Annotated in this window: 24 protein-coding genes; 13 read left to right on the forward strand and 11 right to left on the reverse strand. The window is 66.0% G+C overall.

The genetic code is table 11. The features are described 5' to 3' along the window. The 3 genes from BRX37_RS20545 to BRX37_RS20555 all read left to right on the forward strand — a co-directional run. A partial coding sequence (locus BRX37_RS20545) for an acid phosphatase (protein ID WP_164522499.1) occupies window positions 1-578 on the forward strand: 578 nt, incomplete at its 5' end. Window positions 579-624: 46 nt separating this feature from the next. Then, window positions 625-1734 (forward strand): histidinol-phosphate transaminase, encoded by a 1110-nt coding sequence (gene hisC / locus BRX37_RS20550; protein ID WP_125989161.1) that lies wholly within the window; start codon window positions 625-627, stop codon window positions 1732-1734. A 4-nt stretch (window positions 1735-1738) separates the two neighbouring features. Then, entirely contained in the window at window positions 1739-2644 is a 906-nt protein-coding gene (locus tag BRX37_RS20555) for a prephenate/arogenate dehydrogenase family protein (protein WP_125989163.1), read from the forward strand. Here the strand turns inward: BRX37_RS20555 and BRX37_RS20560 are convergent. The 4 genes from BRX37_RS20560 to ftsE are packed head-to-tail and all read right to left on the reverse strand — an operon-like array spanning window position 2638 to window position 5497. Further along, entirely contained in the window at window positions 2638-3354 is a 717-nt protein-coding gene (locus tag BRX37_RS20560) for a lysophospholipid acyltransferase family protein (protein WP_206434200.1), read from the reverse strand. The two genes, BRX37_RS20555 and BRX37_RS20560, sit on opposite strands and share 7 nt — an antisense overlap. A gap of 3 nt (window positions 3355-3357) precedes the next feature. Further along, complete coding sequence (locus BRX37_RS20565) at window positions 3358-3888, reverse strand: YdcF family protein (protein WP_004208935.1); 531 nt, start codon at window positions 3886-3888, stop codon at window positions 3358-3360. Beyond that, complete coding sequence (locus BRX37_RS20570) at window positions 3885-4787, reverse strand: cell division protein FtsX (RefSeq protein ID WP_017502748.1); 903 nt, start codon at window positions 4785-4787, stop codon at window positions 3885-3887. Before BRX37_RS20570 ends, BRX37_RS20565 begins: the two co-directional genes overlap by 4 nt. Further along, window positions 4787-5497, reverse strand: a complete 711-nt coding sequence (gene ftsE, locus BRX37_RS20575) for a cell division ATP-binding protein FtsE (protein WP_010338642.1) — start codon at window positions 5495-5497, stop codon at window positions 4787-4789. Before ftsE ends, BRX37_RS20570 begins: the two co-directional genes overlap by 1 nt. Window positions 5498-5677: 180 nt before the next feature. Between ftsE and BRX37_RS20580 the strand changes: the two genes are divergently transcribed. Next, complete coding sequence (locus BRX37_RS20580; protein ID WP_125989165.1) at window positions 5678-6538, forward strand: MJ0042-type zinc finger domain-containing protein; 861 nt, start codon at window positions 5678-5680, stop codon at window positions 6536-6538. Window positions 6539-6547: 9 nt separating this feature from the next. On the opposite strand, the gene BRX37_RS20585 is transcribed toward BRX37_RS20580, so the two are convergent. Continuing rightward, complete coding sequence (locus tag BRX37_RS20585) at window positions 6548-7453, reverse strand: pirin family protein (protein ID WP_125989167.1); 906 nt, start codon at window positions 7451-7453, stop codon at window positions 6548-6550. Between the two features lie 22 nt (window positions 7454-7475). After that, window positions 7476-7763, reverse strand: coding sequence for a BolA family protein (locus BRX37_RS20590; protein WP_004208941.1), 288 nt, complete (start codon window positions 7761-7763; stop codon window positions 7476-7478). Between the two features lie 45 nt (window positions 7764-7808). On the opposite strand from BRX37_RS20590, the gene BRX37_RS20595 reads away from it, so the two are divergent. The 8 genes from BRX37_RS20595 to BRX37_RS20630 all read left to right on the forward strand — a co-directional run bounded on the left by BRX37_RS20595 (window position 7809) and on the right by BRX37_RS20630 (window position 14412). Next, the gene (locus BRX37_RS20595) at window positions 7809-8426 is read left to right on the forward strand and encodes a J domain-containing protein (RefSeq protein WP_125989169.1); all 618 of its coding nucleotides are present in this window, start codon (window positions 7809-7811) and stop codon (window positions 8424-8426) included. A 121-nt stretch (window positions 8427-8547) separates the two neighbouring features. Continuing rightward, window positions 8548-9840, forward strand: a complete 1293-nt coding sequence (locus tag BRX37_RS20600; protein ID WP_125989171.1) for an Hsp70 family protein — start codon at window positions 8548-8550, stop codon at window positions 9838-9840. Between the two features lie 86 nt (window positions 9841-9926). Further along, window positions 9927-10934 (forward strand): cobaltochelatase subunit CobS, encoded by a 1008-nt coding sequence (gene cobS / locus BRX37_RS20605; protein ID WP_004208944.1) that lies wholly within the window; start codon window positions 9927-9929, stop codon window positions 10932-10934. Window positions 10935-10970: 36 nt separating this feature from the next. After that, a complete protein-coding gene (locus BRX37_RS20610; protein WP_099233277.1) occupies window positions 10971-11393 on the forward strand; it encodes an OsmC family protein in 423 nt (140 codons plus the stop codon). 39 nt (window positions 11394-11432) lie between these two features. Continuing rightward, a complete protein-coding gene (locus BRX37_RS20615) occupies window positions 11433-11729 on the forward strand; it encodes a nucleotidyltransferase family protein (protein WP_004208946.1) in 297 nt (98 codons plus the stop codon). Beyond that, window positions 11719-12066 (forward strand): HepT-like ribonuclease domain-containing protein, encoded by a 348-nt coding sequence (locus BRX37_RS20620; protein ID WP_004208947.1) that lies wholly within the window; start codon window positions 11719-11721, stop codon window positions 12064-12066. The genes BRX37_RS20615 and BRX37_RS20620 overlap by 11 nt, the downstream gene beginning before the upstream one ends. Continuing rightward, entirely contained in the window at window positions 12063-13889 is a 1827-nt protein-coding gene (gene cobT, locus BRX37_RS20625; protein WP_004208948.1) for a cobaltochelatase subunit CobT, read from the forward strand. Before BRX37_RS20620 ends, cobT begins: the two co-directional genes overlap by 4 nt. 52 nt (window positions 13890-13941) lie before the next feature. Further along, window positions 13942-14412 carry a GreA/GreB family elongation factor gene (locus BRX37_RS20630; RefSeq protein ID WP_125989173.1) on the forward strand — a complete coding sequence of 157 codons (471 nt, stop codon included), beginning with the start codon at window positions 13942-13944 and terminating at the stop codon, window positions 14410-14412. 88 nt (window positions 14413-14500) lie between these two features. On the opposite strand, the gene BRX37_RS20635 is transcribed toward BRX37_RS20630, so the two are convergent. The 3 genes from BRX37_RS20635 to BRX37_RS20645 form a co-directional block, all read right to left on the reverse strand. Continuing rightward, window positions 14501-14992, reverse strand: a complete 492-nt coding sequence (locus tag BRX37_RS20635; RefSeq protein WP_125989175.1) for a Dps family protein — start codon at window positions 14990-14992, stop codon at window positions 14501-14503. A gap of 122 nt (window positions 14993-15114) precedes the next feature. Next, the gene (locus BRX37_RS20640; RefSeq protein WP_037522168.1) at window positions 15115-15681 is read right to left on the reverse strand and encodes a TMEM165/GDT1 family protein; all 567 of its coding nucleotides are present in this window, start codon (window positions 15679-15681) and stop codon (window positions 15115-15117) included. 11 nt (window positions 15682-15692) lie between these two features. Further along, on the reverse strand, window positions 15693-16016 hold the full coding sequence (locus BRX37_RS20645) for a hypothetical protein (RefSeq protein WP_004208952.1): 324 nt from the start codon (window positions 16014-16016) through the stop codon (window positions 15693-15695). Window positions 16017-16217: 201 nt separating this feature from the next. Here BRX37_RS20645 and rpmG point away from each other — a divergent pair, with 201 nt between their 5' ends. After that, window positions 16218-16385, forward strand: coding sequence for a 50S ribosomal protein L33 (gene rpmG, locus BRX37_RS20650; RefSeq protein ID WP_004208953.1), 168 nt, complete (start codon window positions 16218-16220; stop codon window positions 16383-16385). 135 nt (window positions 16386-16520) lie between these two features. On the opposite strand, the gene BRX37_RS20655 is transcribed toward rpmG, so the two are convergent. Further along, window positions 16521-18401, reverse strand: a complete 1881-nt coding sequence (locus BRX37_RS20655; protein ID WP_125989177.1) for a PhoX family protein — start codon at window positions 18399-18401, stop codon at window positions 16521-16523. Window positions 18402-18550: 149 nt separating this feature from the next. Continuing rightward, window positions 18551-18913: a response regulator gene (locus tag BRX37_RS20660; RefSeq protein WP_170978437.1), complete on the reverse strand. Its 363-nt coding sequence runs from the start codon at window positions 18911-18913 to the stop codon at window positions 18551-18553. Window positions 18914-18930 lie beyond the last annotated feature (17 nt).

An 18930-nucleotide genomic window follows, 5' to 3' on the forward strand; every position in this document is an offset into this window, starting at 1 on the left:
CCCCCGGCACCGCCGCCAAGGCGGCCGACGAGGAAGCCTATCGCGCCGCGCTCGCCGCGCCGGCCGATCGCCAGGCGCTGGCCGCGTCGGACGCGGACCTGGGCTGGCCGCATATGGTCCAGTCGTTCGAGCCGATCGCCGGCCTGTCGCTGTCGGACGGCACCCACCCGCACCTCACCATGTTGCTGCGCCGCGCGGCGGCGGACGCCGCCTTCTCCACCTCGCGCGCCAAGGGCCATTATCAGCGGGTGCGCCCGTTCGTGGAGCATGACGGCAATACCTGCCGCCCGCAGGACGAGCCGATGCTGCGCAAGGATGGCTCCTATCCGTCGGGCCATACCGCGATCGGCTGGATGCTGGCGCTGGTCCTGACCGACGTCATGCCCGACAAGCAGGATGCGCTGCTCAAGCGCGGCTATGAATTTGGCGAGAGCCGGGTGATCTGTCGCGCCCATTGGCTGAGCGACACGCTGGCCGGCCGGGTCGTGGCATCGGCCACCTATGCGCGGTTGCAGTCCGATCCGGTGTTCCGCGCCCAACGCGAACTGGCGCGACAGGAATTGGCAGCGCCGCGCTGATCCAGCCGCTTTGCCTTTGGCGCGGAAGCCGCTAAAGCCGCGCTCCATGAGCGACGCTGCAGCAAAACCCGCCCCCAAGGACTGGATTCTCGGCATTCATGCCTATGTGCCGGGCAAGTCCGCCGCCGATGACGGCCGGCCGCTGATCAAGCTGTCCGCCAACGAGAACCCGCTCGGCACCGGTGCGGCCGCCCGCGCGGCACTGGTGGCGGCGACGGCGGACCTGGCCACCTATCCCGATCCGGGCGCGGCCAGGCTGCGCGAGGCGATCGGCGCGGTCCATGGCCTTGATCCGGCGCGCATCATCTATGGCACCGGGTCGGACGAACTGCTGCATATCGCCGCCAGCGCCTATGCCGGGCCGGGCGACGAGGTGCTTTATGTGCGCTACGGCTTTTCGGTCTATGACATCGCCGCCCGCCGCGTCGGCGCGATGCCGATCGAGGCGCCGGACGCCGATTACGCCACCGATGTCGATGCGCTGCTGGCCTGCGTGACGGAGAAGACCAAGGTCGTCTTCCTCGCCAACCCCAACAATCCCACCGGCACCATGACCAGCCGGGAAGAGATTGCGCGGCTGCACGCCGGGCTGCGCCCCGATATCCTGTTCGTGCTCGACCAGGCCTATGCCGAATATCTGGACGCGGACGAGGATGATGCGGGGCTGGAACTGGCGAAGAGCGCCAGCAACGTGTTCGTCACCCGCACCTTCTCGAAAATCTATGGTCTGGCGGCCGAGCGGATCGGCTGGGGCTATGCCAGCCAGGACGTCATCGACATCCTCCACCGCATCCGCGCGCCGTTCAACGTGACCACCGCCGGCCAGGCCGCTGCGGTCGCCGCGATCCAGGATAATGAATGGGTCGAGGCGAGCCGCGCCCATAATGCGCAATGGCGCGAATGGCTGGCGGGCGAGATCGCGTCCCTCTCCAACCACGGGCTGCGCGCGGTGCCCAGCCGCACCAATTTCCTGCTGATCCTGTTCGACGGCAAGCTGACCGCCGAGGCAGCGATGAAGGGGCTGTGGGACGAGGGCTATGCCACACGCTGGCTGCCGGGTCAGGGCCTGCCCAACGGCCTGCGCATCACCATCGGCACCGAGGAACAGACCCGTGCCGTCGCTGCCAAGCTGCGCGCCATGGCGGAGGCGGCCTGACGCGATGCTGCCCTTTTCCCGTGTCACCATCATCGGCCTTGGCCTGATCGGATCCTCGCTGGCGCGGGCGATCCGCGAATATATGCCGACCGTGCGGGTCACCGGCCATGATGCCGACCCGGCGGTGCGCGAAACCGCCCGCCGCATCGACCTGTGCGACGACATCACCGATACGGCCGGCGCATCCGTCACCGACGCCGAACTGGTGATATTGTGCGTGCCGGTCCGCGCGATGGGTGCAGCGGCGGCGGAGATTGCCGACGAGCTACCGGCCGACGCGATCATCAGCGATGTGGGTTCATGCAAGGCGGACGTGTTGGCGCAGCTCAATACGGCCCTGCCCGGCCGCATCATCATTCCGGCGCATCCGGTGGCCGGCACCGAGAATAGCGGGCCGGAAGCGGGCTTTGCCACCCTGTTCAAGGGAAGCTGGTCGATCGTCACCCCGCCCGCCGATGCCGATCCGGCGGCGGTCGAGCGGGTGTCGGAACTGTGGCGCCGGGTCGGCGCCGATGTCGAGACGATGGACCCGGCGCATCATGATCTGGTGCTGGCGGTAACCAGCCATTTGCCGCATCTGATCGCCTATACGATCGTCGGCACGGCCAGCGACCTGGAGAATGTCACCCAGAGCGAGGTGATCAAATATTCGGCCGGCGGCTTCCGCGACTTCACCCGCATTGCCGCGTCCGACCCGACCATGTGGCGCGACGTGTTCCTGGCGAACAAGGAGGCGGTGCTGGAAATGCTGCAGCGTTTCTCGGAGGATCTGTCGACGCTGCAGCGGGCGATCCGCTGGAATGACGGCGACACGCTGTTCAACCTGTTCACCCGCACCCGCGCGATCCGCCGGTCGATCATCGAACAGGGCCAGGACGACGCCAAGCCCGACTTCGGCCGCTCTCACTGACCGATAAGGGCTGATTCCGGGTTGAGCGCGTTGATCGCGGCGTGGACGCGGATCTCGGCCTCCTTGCGGTCGAGGCCGGTGGGGACAATTTCGCCCACCTTGTAGGTGATGGTGCCGGGGCGCTTCAGGAACTTGCCGCGCGGCGAGACGACGCCGCTGTCGATCGCGATCGGCACCACCGGCAGGCCGAGCAGGCTGTAGAGGCCGGCAAAGCCGGACTTGAGCGGCGGCGCTTCGCCATGGGGAACGCGCGTCCCTTCGGGGAACAGGCAGACTGCCCGCCCCTGCGCCACGGCGTCCTTGGCGGAAGCGCGCAAGGTTCGCAGCGCACTGGCGCCGGCGGTCCGCTCGATCGGGATCAGGCCGTAGCGCCGGGCGATGCCGCCCCAGAAGGGGATGTCGAGCAGTTCGCGCTTCGCGCCGATCACCGGCCGGTCGAACAGACAGAGCAGGTCGATCGTCTCGAACATCGATTCATGTTTGACGATATAGAGATAGGGACCGATCGGCAGGTCGCCATCAACCACGATCCGCTGCCCCAATATCCAGCGCACGCAAAGGCGATGAAAGCGGCTCCAGCCGGTCGCCGCCGACTGGACATGCGCGGGCTTGAACATCCCGCCGATGACGGCCGCCAGCACGAAGAAGGCGGTGCCGACATAGAAGGTCAGCATGAAGACGAGCGAGCGAAGGGCAGTGAACAGGGTCATGGATCAGATACCAAAGAGCGCGGCGACACGGCGCGCGAGATATTTATTATATTCCCGCACCAATATGGTGAGGCTGGGACGGCTGGGCACCGCGTCATAGACAAGGTTGATGCGGCCCGGAAGCGCCTGACGCAGTTCGAGCGCGGAACGACGCATATGCCAGTCGGTGGTGATGAGGCGGACGCTTTTATAATCGCGCCGTTCCAGCCAGCGCGCCGTCTCGATGGCGTTGGAGCGGGTGTCGATCGCCTCGCGCCCCAGGGTGATGCAGCAGGTGAAGAGTGACAGGCGCGTCTTATATTCGGCCGCCAGCTCGACCGGGCGGACCGAGCGGTCGACACCCGAAATCAGCATGCGCTTGGCCGCGCCTTCCTGCAGCAGGGCCAGCCCGCGGTCGATGCGGCCGGCACCGCCGGTCAGCACCACGATAGCATCGGTCTGTCGCCCATCGAGCGGCTGGGGCAGGAACATCGCGAACCAGGCGAAGCCCAGCATCCAGCCGAGCAGCGTAACGGCGATCAGGCGGACGATCATAACGAGCGCCCGAGTGCGCGCAGCACGGTCCAGCGGCCGGTGAGCGTCGACAGGAGAATGCCGGCAATCGGTAGTGCCGCGAGCAGCGCCCAGCTGGTCCAGGGCAGGGCGACGGCGCCCATCAGCTGCGATCCGGTGGCCGACAGGCGTGCGCCGATCAGCAGGATCACCAGCACGGCGAAGGAAAAGCCCAATGCGCCGCCCATAGTGGCGTCGAGCGCGATCCGGCGCTGGAACAGGCGAGCGATCTGCACATCGGTCGCGCCCATCAGGTGCAGCACCTCGATCGTGGTGCGATGGCTGTCATGGGCGCCGCGCGCCGCCAGCACGACGACGGCGCCGGTGGCCAGCCCCATCAGCAGCACCAGCCCGCCCGACAGCCAGCCCAGCGCGGTGAGCAGGCCGGCCAACGGCGCAAGGAAGGCGGCATGGGGTTCGACCCGCAGGCTGGGCGACAGGGTGGCGAGCGACCGGCGCAACCGGTCGACCTTGGCCGCCGCATTGCCCGGCGTCAGGCTGACGTCGATCAGCGCCGGGATCGGCAGGTCGCCGCTGGTCACATCGGCGCCGAGCCAGGGACGCAGTTGCTGCGCCAGCGTCGCGGCCGGGACCGGTGCGACCTGACGCACATCGCGATTGCCGCGCAGCGCCTGTTGCACGCGGGCGGAGAGACGGTCGCGCTGCTGCGCATCGGCCTCCACCACCTGAACCGTGGCGCGGCCGGCCAGATCGGCGCTCATCGCGCGGACGGCAGTGCCAAGGCCCAGGCCCGCCGCGGCGGCCAGCACGGTCAGGAACATCATGATCGCGATGATCCAGGGCATCGGCCCGGCCACCCGGCCGGCGGGCAGCAGGCGATGGCGCGCGGCGGCCGCGCTGCGACGATTGCCCCCGGCCATCAGACGCCACCCTGCGGGCGGGGCGGATAGCGCAGCGCGCCGGTCGGATCGGCCAGCCGGCCCTTGTCCAGCCGCATCATCTGCGCGCTCGCCACCTGGGCCATCAGCGGCAGGTCATGGGTGGCGACGACGATGGTGGTGCCGAGACGATTGAGCGCTTCGAACAGGGTCATCAGGCGGCGGGCCATGTCCGCGTCGACGTTACCGGTCGGTTCGTCGGCGACCAGAATCTCCGGTCGGCCGATCACCGCGCGGGCGATGGCGACGCGCTGCTGCTCCCCGCCCGACAGGGTGGCGGGCCGCGCCTGACCGCGATCGCCCAGCCCGACCCAGTTCAGCATTTCGCTGACCGGCGCGTCGATCTCGCTTTCCTCCATGCCCGCGACCCGCAGCGGCAGGGCGATATTGTCATAGGCGGACAGATGCGGGACCAGCCGGAAATCCTGGAACACGACGCCGATGCGGCGGCGGAAGCCAGGCAGGCGCTTGCGGGGGAGCGTCACCACATCCTCGCCGAACAGGCGGATCACGCCGCGACTGGGCCGCTGGGCGAGGTAAAGGAGCTTCAGCAGGGATGTCTTGCCCGCGCCCGAGCTGCCGGTGAGGAAATAAAAATCGCCGCTGTTGAGCGAGAAGCTGACGTCGGACAGGGTCTCGCTGTCCAGACCATAGCGCAGGCCGACATTTTCGAACTGGACGATGGCCGACATAAGTGACGTGTGGCGCCGATGCGCTCCCTGCTTCCCCGAAGCCCTGCCATGGCACAGGCGGCGGGGACGCGTAAAGGGCAGGCCGACAAACTATCCCGCGCAATGCCGCGAGTCGCGCCCATGAGCTGGTCTGTGTTTCAGACTCTTGCCCTAGAGTCCCTGCCATGCCTATGAAGCAGAATGATCCTGGTGTGCCCCAATTGCGCGACGCGCTACATCGTGCCCGACACCGCCGTCGGCCCGGACGGACGCCAGGTGCGGTGCGCCGCCTGCAAGCATAGCTGGTTCCAGGAAGGCCCCGCCCCCGCAGCGCGCGAAGAGGCACCCGAACCGGTCGCTCCCGCGCCGGTTGCGCCGCCGCCCGCTCCGCCTCCGCCACCGCCGCCGCCTCCACCCGTGGAAGCGGCGCCCGCCGAAGCGCCGATGCGATTCACGCCGGCGCCCGAGCCGGAACCGGCAGCCCCCGCGCAGCCGGAAGCTGCTGCCCCGCCGCCGATCGAACCTGCGGCCGAGCCGACGCCCGCGATCGCCCCCGATTACCGGTTCGACGACATTTATGCGGGCGTATCGCAGCCGGCCGAAGAGGTGCCACCGCCGCCGTCGCTGCCGGCCAAGCGTCGGCGCAATGGCGCCAAGCTGCTGACCTGGGCCGCCGTCCTCTTCTTCCTGCTGATCGCGGCCGCCGGCGCTGCGCTCCATTATTTCGGGCCGCCGGCTTGGGCGGTGAATATGGGCCTGGTCGCCGAAGAGGGCGATCCGGACCTGCTCTTCTACCTCTCCAAGCCTGCCGAGCGGCGCAAGCTGCCCACCGGCGAGGAATATTTCGCCTTTGGCGCGCGGATCGTGAACAGCGGCAAGCAGGCGCTGCCGGTGCCGCCGGTGCTGGTGCAGCTGCGCGACCGGCAGAACCGGTTGGTCTTCAGCTGGACCACCAAGGCGGACAAGGCCCGGCTGAAGCCCGGCGAGGAAGCGTCGATCAACGAAAGCCGGATCGACATTCCCAAGAATGCCGAAAATCTGTCGCTGACCTTCGTGGAGTAAGCCTGACCGTCAGGGGTAACTGACGGTCTTGGGCCGGCCCTGCGGGATCGGGATAAATTCCTGATCGTCGCCCGGAATGAGCGGGAAGCGCATCGCCTCCCAATCCTCGCGCGCCTGCATCAGCCGGTCCTTGGTCGAGGAGACGAAATTCCACCAGACATGGCGCGGGGTCGCGAACGCCTCGCCACCGCACAGGACGAGGTTGGCGCCATGGTCGCTGTGCAGCGTCGCGGGCACGCCGGGGCGCAGCACATAGAGGGTCTGGGGCAGCAGTTCGATGCCGTCGAGCGTCGCCGATCCCTGCCAGAGATAGAGCGCCCGTTCCTCCGCAATGGCATCGACCGGGATCGAGCCGCCGGGACGCAGCTGGATATCGGCATAGATGGTGTCGGCATAGGTCGATACCTGTGCCGTCTCGCCCCAGAGCGTGCCCATGATGACCCGCGCCCAGGAGGCATGATCCTCCAGCACCGGCAGGCCGCCACCCTCGACATGCTCGAAGGCGGGATCGCACTCCTCGTCGCGCTCCGGCAAAGCGAGCCAGGTCTGGATCGCCAGCAATCTCTTGTCATGGCCGCGATCGGCAGCCGGGGTGCGTTCCGAATGGACGATGCCCTTGCCCGCGGTCATCAGATTGACCGCGCCGGGGCCGATCAACTGCTGCGTGCCGAGCGAATCGCGGTGTAGGAACGTCCCCTCCAGCATATAGGTGACGGTGGCGAGGTTGATGTGCGGATGGGGGCGGACGTCCACTCCCTGCCCCGTCGGCAACAGCGCCGGCCCTGCCTGATCGAAGAAGATGAAGGGGCCGACCATGGTCCGCTCCTTCGCCGGGAGCGCGCGATGCACCTTGAAATCGCCCAGATCATGGGTCGTTGGCGTGATCGTCTGCAGCAGCACATTGTCGCTCGACATGGGACGGCTCCTGTCGTTAGGGTCAGGCTTCTCCGGGTGCGCGGGCCTTGATCGCGAGGGCATGGACCTTGTCGCGCAGCAGGTCGGCGAGCGCGGCATTGACCAGGCGCTGGCGGGCGACGCGGCTCTGACCGACGAACCGTTCGGCGACGATCTCCACGGTGAAATGGCTTTCGCCCGAGCCGTCATGGCCGGCATGGCCACGATGCTTTTCGCTGTCGTCGATGACGGCGAGATGGGCAGGAGTCAGGGCGGCGCGCAGCCGCGCCTCGATTTCGGTGGCGACAGGGCCTTTGAGGTCGGTGGTCATGCGCCCTATATAGGCTGCTTTGCCAGCCATTCCATCAGGACAATCTTGAGTAGCGATCCCTTCTCGACCCGTCGTTTCAACCGTTTCCATGGCCGCGTGGAAAGCGACCGCCCCTGCGCCGTGCCCGGCTGCCCGGAACCGGGCGAATTTCGCGCGCCATTGCAGGAAGGCCACCGGTCGCATCATGAAGGGCCGCAATGGCGCTGGCTGTGCCTGGACCATGTCCGCGCCTTCAACCAGGGCTATAATTTCTTCACCGGCATGAGCCCGGAGGAGATTGCCGCGGCCCAGCGCCCCTATGCCGGCTGGGAGCGGGAGACCCGTGCTTTTTCGAGCAATGCCGCCAGCCTGCCGCCCAAATGGTCGGACTTCCAGGATCCGCTCGACGCGATCGGCGCCAAGTTCAAGGAACGGGTCGCCAAGGCGCGGGCCGATGCGCAGGTGCGGCAGGACGGGCAATTCCTGTCATCCGAGGATCGCAAGGCGCTGTCGGTGATGGGCCTGCCGATCGACGCCGACCGCAAGGCGCTGCGCACCCGCTATACCGAATTGCTGCGCCGCTATCATCCCGACCATAATGGCGGCGACCGCACCAAGGAGGGGCAGCTGCAGAATGTGATCGAGGCCTATGGCCATCTGCGCAAGGCGCCGGTGTTCGCCTGACTTCGCATATTTGCGTTCCATTCCGGTCTGGCATCCCGCCCCGATGTAGGACAGGATGGCCTTGCCGGGTGGGAATGACGCTGCCATAGCGCCCGGCCCTCGATTTTCCCGGAGAGACCCCATGCAGGATCAGCCCCGCACGCTGGGCCTTGATTTCGGCACGACCAACAGCGTCGCCGCCATCGCCGATGCCGGCCAGTCGGAACTGGTCGAATTTGCCGGCGCGCAGGCGACTGGCGCGGTGTTCCGGTCTGCCCTGTGCTTCTGGCATGACAGCCATGTGAAGGGCGGCATGGCGCATGAGGCCGGCCCCTGGGCGATCAGTGAATATCTGGAATTTCCAGAGGACAGCCGGTTCCTGCAATCGTTCAAGTCGGTGGCGGCCAGCCCGATCTTCGAGAGCGCCAGCATCTTCGAGAAACGCTATCGCTTCGAGGAACTGGGGCAGATGTTCCTGGGGAAGATGATCGGCCATGCCGGCGGCACGCTGGACAAGAGGCCCGAACGCATCGTCGTCGGCCGGCCGGTCGAATATGCCGGCGCGCGGCCCGACGAGGCGCTGGCGCGGCAGCGCTATGACGCGATGTTCGCCAGCTTCGGCAGCGAGATCCATTATGTCTATGAGCCGCTGGGCGCCGCGTTCAGCTATGCCAGCCGGCTCGACAGCGCGGCGACCATCCTGGTCGCGGATTTCGGCGGCGGCACCAGCGACTTTTCGCTGGTACGGGTCGAGGCGCCGGGCGCGGCGCGGCGCTGCGTACCGCTGGGATCGGCGGGCATTGGCCTCGCCGGTGACCGGTTCGACTATCGCATCATGGACCAGCTGGTGCTGCCGATGCTGGGCAAGGGCGGCGCCTATACCTCCTTCGGCAAGGAACTGGAGATACCGCGCAGCTATTTCGCCGATTTCGCCGACTGGTCGCGCCTGGCGCTGATGCGCAACCGGCGGACGATGGACGAGCTGGCCAAATTGCAGAAGGCCGCGCGCGATCCCGCCGCGATCGGCCGGATGATCACCGTGATCGAGAAGGAACTGGGCTATCCGCTCTATGATGCGGTCGGCGCGCTGAAGCGGGCCCTGTCGGACGCGGACAGCGCCACCTTCCACTTCGAGGGCGGCGGCATCAGAATCGAGACCGAGGTTGCGCGCGACGATTTCGAGCGCTGGATCGCGGCCGATATCGCCGCGATCGAGGCGACCGTCGACAAGGCGCTGGCCAAGGCCAATGTCGCCCCGGAAAGCATCGACCGGGTGTTCCTGACCGGCGGATCGTCGCTGATCCCCGCGATCCGCGACATCTTCTTCCGCCGCTTCGGCCATGACCGGATCGCCACCGGCGGCGAGCTGACATCGATCGCCCATGGGCTGGCACTGGTCGGACAGGAGGCCAATCTGACCGAATGGGCCGCTTGATCGCCGGGCGCGAAGCCCCCACTGTCTCGACACACCCTTGCCCGATCGTTTAGGGCGAGAGTGACTCGCAGGAAGATGATGACGACATGACCGACATTTCCAACATCCAGCCCGATGCCCGTTCCGAGACGCTGATGGAGGCGCCCGACCGCGAAGTCGATGTGCGCGAGATGTTCGGCATCGACATCGACATGAAGGTTCCGGCCTTTTCCCAGGCCGATGAGCGCGTGCCCGATCTCGACCCCGCCTATGTGTTCGATCCGGACACCACGCTGGCGATCCTGGCCGGTTTCGCCTTCAACCGCCGTGTCATGGTCCAGGGCTATCATGGCACCGGCAAGTCGAGCCATATCGAGCAGATCGCTGCGCGCCTGAAATGGCCCTGCATCCGCATCAATCTGGACGCGCATATCAGCCGCATCGACCTGGTCGGGCGCGACGCGATCGTGCTGAAGGACGGCCAGCAGGTCACCGAATTCAAGGAAGGCCTGCTGCCCTGGTCGCTGCAGCGCCCGGTCGCCTTGGTGTTCGACGAATATGATGCCGGCCGCCCGGACGTGATGTTCGTGATCCAGCGCGTGCTGGAAACCGACGGCAAGATGACACTGCTCGACCAGAATCGCGTGATCCGGCCGAACCCGCATTTCCGCCTGTTCGCGACGGCCAACACGGTCGGCCTGGGCGACACGACCGGCCTCTATCATGGCACGCAGCAGATCAACCAGGGCCAGATGGACCGCTGGAATCTGGTGGTGGCATTGAATTACCTGCCCGCCGCGACCGAGGCGCAGGTGGTGCTGGCGAAGTCGGGCGAGTACGACCATGAGGGCGGCCGCAAGGAGGTCGAGAGCATGATCAAGGTGGCGGAACTGACCCGCCAGGGCTTCATCAACGGCGATATCTCGACCGTGATGTCGCCCCGCACCGTGATCAGCTGGGCGCAAAATGCGCTGATCTTCAAGGATGTCGGCTTCGCCTTCCGCCTGTCCTTCCTCAACAAGTGCGATGAGGCGGAACGGCCGCTGGTGGCGGAATATTATCAGCGCGTCTTTGGCAAGGACCTGCCCGAGAGCGTGGCGAGCCGCGCGAACTGAACCTTCGCACGGCCCCTTGAACGAAAGGGCGGAACCATGATCGTCGTCGAACGGATCGACCCCAATGGCGGCAGTGCGCACCGGATCAGCATCCGGGGCCATGAGATCGTCGCCGACATGTCGGCGCCCGACGGCCATGACGCCGGGCCGGACCCGCATGACCTGTATGATTCGGCACTGGGCGCCTGCAAGGCGATGACCATGCTCTGGTATGCGCAGCGCAACGGCATTCCGGTCGAGAATATCCATGTCGGCGTGGTGCGCGATGCGAGCCAGGAGCGGGCCGGGGTCTACAAGCTGACCACCCGCATCGCCGTGACCGGCCCGATGAGCGACGAGCAGCATGACAAGCTGATCGCGGTCGCGGCCAAATGCCCGGTCCACAAGCTGATGAGCGAGGTCGAGACGCAGATCGAGACCGTCGCCGTGCCGCGCGTGAACGATCCGGAGGGCCGGTGAACGCTGGCCCGCGCCCGCGCTTGGCATTATGATGGATATATGGACAGGAACACCGCCATCGATCGCCTGAAAGCCCATGAAGCCCAGTTGCGGGCCATGGGTGTGGTGAGCCTGTCCTTGTTCGGATCGACCGCGCGGGGCGAACAGCGGCCGGATTCCGATGTCGATGTCGCGGCCAAGCTGGTCGATGATGGCCGGATCGGCCTGTTCGAGGTGGCCGCGATCGGCGAAGCGGTGCGCGAGGCGCTGGGCGTCGCCGTCGACATGGTCACCGAACCGGCCCGCAAGGCACGACTGCAACACGAGATCGATCGGGATCGCGTCTGTGTCTTCTAGCCGCGAAGCCCAGAGGTTGCAGGATATTGTCGAGAATATCGACGCGGCCCGTTCCTATGTCGGCGACATGGCGATCGTGGCCTTCATCGCCGATCGCAAGACGGTGGATGCCTGCGAACGCTGCCTGCAACGGATAACCGAAGCGGTGATCAAGATCGGCGAGGACCGGATGGAGGAGATTGCGCCTGCAATCCCCGCCAGGGCCATTCGCGGCCTGGGCAATGTCCTGCGGCATGAGTATGATTCGATCGACCTCCGCTATATTCTCATCACGATCCAGCGTGACCTGCCGCCGCTGCGTGCGGCCTGCATCGCCGCGCTGAAGGACTTGCCATGACCGAACGTTCCCCCCTCGACGCCTTCAAGGATGTGCTGGCCGGTACTGCGCGGGCGATGACGCGCGACATGGAGGTGGAGGTGAGCTTCACCGCCGACACGCCGCACATGGTGGGCAAGGCGATCAAGGTGCCGACGCCCAGCCGCGCTTTGCCCGCCGATCAGGTGGCACTGGCGCGCGGCTTTGCCGACGCCAATGCGCTGAAGCTGCGCCACCATAATGCCAAACTGCACAATGCGATGGCGCCGGGCGAAGCGGTGGCGCGCGCGGTGTTCGACGCGGTCGAGCAGGCGCGGGTCGAGGCGATCGGATCGCGGGCGCTGGACGGCGTGCGCGCGAACCTGAACGAGGCGCTGGCGATGCGCCTGAAGTCCGATCCGATCCGCCGGGCGCGGGCGGCGGACGAGGTGCCGCTGTCGACCGCGCTGGCGCTCAAGGTGCGCGAACGGCTGACCGGCCAGGCGGTGCCCGAGGAATTGCAGCCGGCGATGAAGCTGGTCGACCAGTGGATCGAGGACAAGGCGGGCACCGATCTCGACGCGCTGGGCCTCGCCATCGACGACCAGCGCGCCTTCCAGAAGCTGACCCAGGCGATGCTGGAGCATCTGCAACTGGTCGATGCCGACGTGCCGCCCGAAACCGACGACCCCGAGCCCGAGGATGAGGGCGAGGACAAGGAGGAAGAGCAGGAAGAAGGCGATTCCGGCCAGGAGGAATCGGGCGACAGCGACATGAACGCCGAGGCCCGATCCGAGGATCAGGGCGGCGAGACCGAAGAGGGCGACACCGACTATAGCGAGGAGTTCGACGCCGACGCGGAAGACGGCGCCGACGATATGGGCGAGGAAGGCATGATGCCGGTACGGCCCAATCGGCCGACATCCGACCTGCCCCCCGGTTTCGACTATAAATCCTATACCCAGAAGCATGACGAGGTCGTCACCGCCGACGACCTGTGCGACGAGGATGAGCTGAATCGTCTGCGCGGTTTCCTCGACCAGCAGCTTGTGTCCTTGCAGGGGGCCGTCACCAAGCTTGCCAACCGGTTGCAGCGCCGGTTGATGGCGCAGCAGCTGCGATCGTGGGATTTCGACCAGGAGGAAGGGATTCTGGACGCGGCGCGGCTGGCGCGGATCGTGATCGACCCGACCCGGTCGCTGACCTACAAGATCGAGCGCGACACCGAGTTCCGCGACACCGTCGTCACCCTGTTGATCGACAATAGTGGCTCGATGCGCGGCCGGCCGATCAGCATCGCCGCGATCAGCGCCGACATCATGGCCCGCACGCTGGAACGCTGCGGCGTGAAGACCGAAATCCTCGGCTTCACCACGCGCGCCTGGAAGGGCGGACAGAGCCGCGAGGACTGGCTGGCGGCCGGGCGCCCGCCGATGCCGGGACGGCTCAACGACCTGCGCCACATCATCTACAAGAAGGCCGACGAACCCTGGCGCCGGGCGCGCAGGAATCTGGGCCTGATGATGCGCGAAGGGCTGCTGAAGGAAAATATCGACGGCGAGGCGCTGCTCTGGGCGCATGCGCGCCTGATCGCGCGACCCGAGGAGCGGCGCATCCTGATGGTGATTTCCGATGGTGCGCCGGTCGACGACAGCACCCTGTCGGTCAACAGCGGCACCTATCTGGAGCGGCATCTGCGCCAGGTGATCGACTGGATCGAGAACCGGTCGCCGGTGCAACTGGTGGCGATCGGCATCGGCCATGATGTCACCCGCTATTATCGCCGCGCCGTGACCATCATGGACGCCGAACAATTGGGCGGCACGATGGTTGAACAGCTTGCAGGGCTGTTCGACGAGGATTGACCGGCCAGTTCGGTCCCGTCGTCCCGCATTATTGGAATTCTGGAGAGGCAAGATGAGTGTCGCCTTTCGTCGCGAAAGCGACGATGAGCATATGGAGCCCAAGTTCGAGCTGCCGATCCCGCCCGGTCCCAATTGGGTCACGGCGCGCGGATTGCGGCTGACGCAGGAACAGGTGGCGGCGCTGGAAGCGATCGACACCGCTGCGATGGACGAGGAAACCGCCAAGAAGCACAAGCGGGTGCTGCGCTACTGGCGCACGCGGCTGGCGACGGCGGAACTGCGCCCGGCGGCCGATGGCGAAGCGGTCGCGTTCGGGACGCGGGTGACCTATCGGTTGAACCGCCAGGAAAAGACCGTGGCGATCGTGGGCGATGACGAGGCCGATCCGCATGAAGGGCGGATCAGCTTTTCCGCGCCGCTGGCCCGCGCGATGATGGATGCCGAGATGGGCGAGGCGGTCGACTTTGCCGGCAAGGACGGTGCGATCGAGATCGTGGCGATCGGGGTGGTGGACGAGGCGTAGCGCTTTACGCTTCTCGACAGGCTCGAAGCGAACGGACGTCGCATGGAAAAAGGCCTCCCGGTGATTTGCCGGGAGGCCCTTTTCGGATTCAGGCGCCGCGGGCGGCTTCGAACAGGAACCAGGCGCGCTGTTCGGCCTGGTCGGTCCAGTCGTCGACGATGCCTTCGGTCGCATTGTCGCCTGCCTCGGTGGCGGCGGCCTTCACTGCGCGGAAGGTTTCGACCAGCGCCAGATTGTCGTCGCGCAGTTCCTGGAGCATGTCGGCCGGGCTGACGAAATCGGCGTCATTGTCCTTCACGCTCTGGTGACGGGCGACGTCGCCGATCGAGCGCAGCGTGGTGTTGCCGGTCTTGCGCACGCGCTCGGCGATCAGGTCGGTCACGCCCAGGATTTCGGTCGCCTGCTCGTCGAACATCAGATGATAGTCGCGGAAATGCGGGCCGGAGACGTGCCAGTGGAAATTCTTGGTCTTGAGATAGAGGGCAAAGCTGTCGGCCAGGGCACCGTTCAGGGCCTCTGCGACCGACTTGGTGGCGTTGCTCTTGAGGTCGGTGGGCGTCTTGAGATCGGGGGCGGTCATGCATTGTCCTCCTGTTGGGGCGGAATTGATTTCGGACATATAATGATTGTCCGTCAATAAGGTGCCCCCGCAAGTCGGAAATCTTTGGGCAATTTATCGGTCAGGCTGATGAAGGGAATCGATCAGAGCCGGCCGATCGCGCTCATCGCCATGCCTGCGCCCGCCAATATGGCGATGCCGCCGCCGACCAGGCGAATCGCGCGCACCGGCAGCACGGAGAGGAATCGGTCGCGCATCAGGATCACCGGCACGCTGGCGGCGATCACGCCGATCGCGCCGCCGATCGCGGCCAGCGCCGGGTCGGCCGTGCGGGTGGCGATGCCCAGGATCAGGAATTGCGGGCCGTCGCCAAAGCCCAGGATGAAGACGCCGAGCGCCGTGGTGAGGAACGGCCCGATGCGCCAGTCATCGAGCGTGTCGGGCATCTTCACCGGCCAGAGCAGGCCGACGCCCAGGAACAGCACCGACAGCGCCATGAACAACAGCCGTGCGTCATGGCCGAGCATCGGCCCGATCCAGGCGCCCGCTGCCGCGGAAAGCGCGGCATTGGCGATGGCGGCAACGGCGACGCCGGCGATGATCGCCCCATCGCGTTGATAGCGATGGGCGAGCGCGAGCACGAGCAACTGCCCCTTGTCCCCGATTTCCCCGAACAGGCAGCCCAGCAGGGCGATCAACAAGGCGTCCATTCCAAATCCCGTCAGGCGTGCAGGCGATGTACCGTAGCGGGCGCGGCGGCCGGCGGCAAAATATTGTCGAGCGGCGGCAATTCGTCGGCGATCGCGTCACGCATCCGGTCGAGATAGGAGAGGACGACCGAATCGAGCCCATCGAGCGAGAGGACCGACTGGAGCGTGGCGGCCAGATCGCCGACGCTATCGACGCGGAAGGCGCGTGCGATATGGCGGATCTGGTCGACCTCGTCATGCAGGCGCGGCACCGACACATGGCCGCGCTGGGCGGCGAGTCCGTCGACCCGCCGCAGCAGGTCCGCCAGAATCGCCAGTTTCGGATCATGTCGCATGGAGCCATCTCCCTTCATCCGTGCCCCGCCTGGCAGCATGCGCGCATAGGGTTAAAGGGCCGTAAAGCCTGTTGCGCAGCCTCCATTGGGCGCGCGAGCCTTGACATCGGGGCGAATCTGCCCCAAGGGGCACCGCTGAAACGGGGCGGTCCGACAGGGCCGCTTTTCTTTTTACGCTATTTCAAGACCAGGGACCAAGCCATGGCCAAGCCGGCAACTGTCAAGATCCGCCTCGTCAGCACGGCTGACACTGGCTTCTTCTACGTCACCAAGAAGAACCCGCGCACCACGACCGAAAAGCTGAGCTTCAGCAAGTATGACCCGGTCGTGCGCAAGCATGTCGAGTTCAAGGAAGCCAAGATCAAGTAAGCCGTAGCGGGCTTCGCGCCCGCGCGCCTGATCTTTCGGCACCGAAAAAGGCCCGTCCCTGTTGGGAGCGGGCCTTTTCCTGTTGGCATGCGAGCCGGATAGGCCCCCGATCCGAAGATCGGGAGCCCGATATCGTCAGTTGCCGACCGGCTTGGCGTCTGTGCGGCGCACGACGATGGTCGAGGAGCGCGGCTGCTGGCCCGAAACCGGCCAGTTGCCGGTCGGATGCTGGATGTTGATGAAGAAGTTCACCAGATCCGGCGTGTAGGCGATACCGGTGATCTCGCACCCGGCCGGACCGACCAGGAAGCGCATCGACTTCTTGGTCGACTGGTCGATGTAGAACATCGCATTCTGGCCGAAGACCTGTTCGATCGTGCGGCTGGAATCACCCGACGAACCCGGCACCGAATGGTCGGTCTGGACCCACAGGCGGCCCTTGGGATCGATGCGGATGCCATCCGGGCTGGAGAAGGTGTCGCCGTTGATATTGCCTTCCAGATCGTCAGTGGCGGCGCCGAAGCTGGCCAGCGAGGGATCACCCGCCAGCAGGAAGATTTCCCAGCTGAACTTGGTGGACAGCGGCGAATTGCCGTCCTCCTTGAACTTGATGATATGGCCGTGGCGGTTGGTCGTGCGCGGATTGGCGGCGTCGGTCGACTTGCGGCTGCTGTTGTTGGTCAGCGTCACGAAGATCGCGCTGTTGTCGGGCGCAACCGTGATCCATTCGGGGCGATCCATGACGGTACCGCCGGCAACACGGGCAGCCGAGATGGTGTTGACCAGCACCTGCGCCTGGTTGGCGAAATCGACCGTGGTCGGGGCAGGCGCCGTGGTGAACTGGCTGACATTGCCCGGATCGGACGCGCCGACGACCAGGCCATTTTCACCCTGGACCAGCGCACGCCATTCGCCCGTGCCGTCGCCGTTGAAGCGGGCGACATAGAGGGTGCCATGGTCGAGCATGTCGGTGTTGGCGGCGCGATTGCCGGTCGAATAGGCGCGATCGCAGACGAACTTGTAGATGCAGCCCGGCGTGCCGTCATGGCCCATATAGAAGGCCACGCGGTTGTTGCTGTCGGCCATATAGGCGACATTTTCATGATCGAAACGGCCCAGCGCAGTGCGCTTGGTCGGCACGGCCAGTTCCAGATAGGGGTCGATTTCGACCACCCAGCCGTAATTTTCCTCCGGCTGTGTCGGGTCGAGATAATTGTCGGTCGATTCCTCACAGGTGAGATAGGTGCCCCAGGGGGTACGGCCCGACGAGCAATTGTTGAGCATGCCCTTGATGGTGCCCGACAACAGGCCCGACGCGGGGCCGCTGGCCTTGTAGCTGCTGTTGCCGGTGTAGCGCTTGTTATATTTCGAGCCGGCCTTGACCGACCATTTGCCGTCCGACGCCTTGGCGACCTCGACCACGCCGATGCCGACCGCCGACAAGGCGAGCGCCTTCTGATCGGCCGTCGCGGTGGCCGCGTCATAGCTGCCGGCCATCAGGATGTTGAAGTCGGGATATTCGAAATTCATCGCCAGCAGGCCGCCGCTATTGGCATCGGTGCCCGACAGTTCGAAATATTCCATGCCGTCATGATTGCCGCCGGCCCATTTTTCGGCGTCGGCCGGGGTCGGATAGCTGCCCGAATAGGGGGTACCGGTTTCGACCGAGTCGCCCGCCTTGAGCAGGACGTCGACGGTGTAGCCCGACGGCACGGTCACGGTGTCGGCCATGCTGGCGGCGACCGGCGTGAAGCTGATGCCATAGCTGGGCGTCGGGGTCGGCGTGGGGGTAGGAGTCGGCGTGGGCGTAGGCGTCGGGGTCTCTTCATCATCGTCATCGCATGCGGCCAGCGCGCCGAGCATGGGCAGGATGGAGAGGCCGAGCAGGCCGTTCTTGAGGATGGTGCGGCGGGCCGGATTGGCGGCAACGATCGCCTCCAGGCTCTGGTCGCCCATATCGATGGTCGGCTGGGCCGCACGCGTGGCCGCGCGCGCCTCGTCGGTCAGATGAGACATGATAAAATACCCCTGTGCATCCGAGCGTCGGCATGACCGCCGCGCCCTTGGCGCGCATGACGTGACAGAGGAGGATGACGCGCAAACTGCGCTATGATGTCAGTGCGGCGACCGAATGATGACGCATAAGTGACGCTGTTTCCGGCTGGTTACAGCAGCGCGTTCACCTGTTCGACGAATCGCAGCACCGAAATCGGCTTGGACACATAGGCGTCGGCGCCGGCCGTGCGTATACGATCCTCGTCGCCCTTCCCGGCATAGGCGGTGACTGCCATGATCGGCACCGCCGACAGGCTGTCATCGCCCTTGAGCGAAACGATCAGGTCATAGCCGCTGACATGGGGCAGATGGATGTCGGTGATGACCAGGTCCGGCGCGAATTCGCGCGCCTGCGCCAGCACGTCGCGGCCATCGCGCAGCGGCAGCACGTCATGCCCGTGCGCGCGCAGCAGGTCGCAAAAAAGTTTCAGATTGAGTTCGTTGTCCTCGACAACGAGCACGCGCTTTGCCACGAGTCACCCGCGTTCCA

Source organism: Sphingomonas sp. S-NIH.Pt3_0716, assembly GCF_003950715.1.
Taxonomy (GTDB): Bacteria; Pseudomonadota; Alphaproteobacteria; order Sphingomonadales; family Sphingomonadaceae; genus Sphingobium; species Sphingobium yanoikuyae_A.